The organism is Rhizobium sp. L1K21 (genome assembly GCF_024055895.1).
Taxonomy (GTDB): domain Bacteria; phylum Pseudomonadota; class Alphaproteobacteria; order Rhizobiales; family Rhizobiaceae; genus Ensifer_A.
This window is the reverse complement of record NZ_JAMXLE010000007.1, coordinates 1-418: the sequence shown is the minus strand read 5'-3', so window position 1 is coordinate 418 and position 418 is coordinate 1. Positions and strand designations below refer to the sequence as shown.

Genomic DNA, 418 nt, shown 5'->3' with positions numbered 1-418 from the left:
AATCTTGGCGAGTTTCATCCAGGTCTCAACGGCAACAACCGGGCAGGTGCGTTCAGACGAACCCCGGCCGATCTCAACTTCACGCCATCCGGTCTTGCCGCGCAGCGTAACGACAATGCCTTGATCAAGGATTTCAATCCAGCCGCGGCCATCGTCCGTCTGACCACGCCCGACATCGAGCGCCACGATCTCGGAGCGGCGCAGGCCGCCGGCATAGCCGATGAGCAGCATGGCGCGGTCACGCAGACCTCTGAGCGTGCCGCGGTCCAGCGTTTCCAGCATGGCGATCAGCTCTTCAGGCAGCAGCGCTTCCTTCTGGCGTGGCGGTGCTGCATGGCTGTTGCGAATACCGGCCAGAACGGTGGCGATATGGCGGTCCTTGCGATCCAGATGCAGGCTGCGTTGGGTATAGTTCCAC

General features: G+C 62.2%; 1 protein-coding gene. It reads right to left on the bottom strand.

Features of this window, described 5'->3' with window-relative positions; genetic code table 11:
• Window positions 1-418, bottom strand: a 418-nt coding sequence (locus NHF56_RS19400) for a tyrosine-type recombinase/integrase (RefSeq protein WP_252807678.1), incomplete at both ends; no start/stop codon positions are given.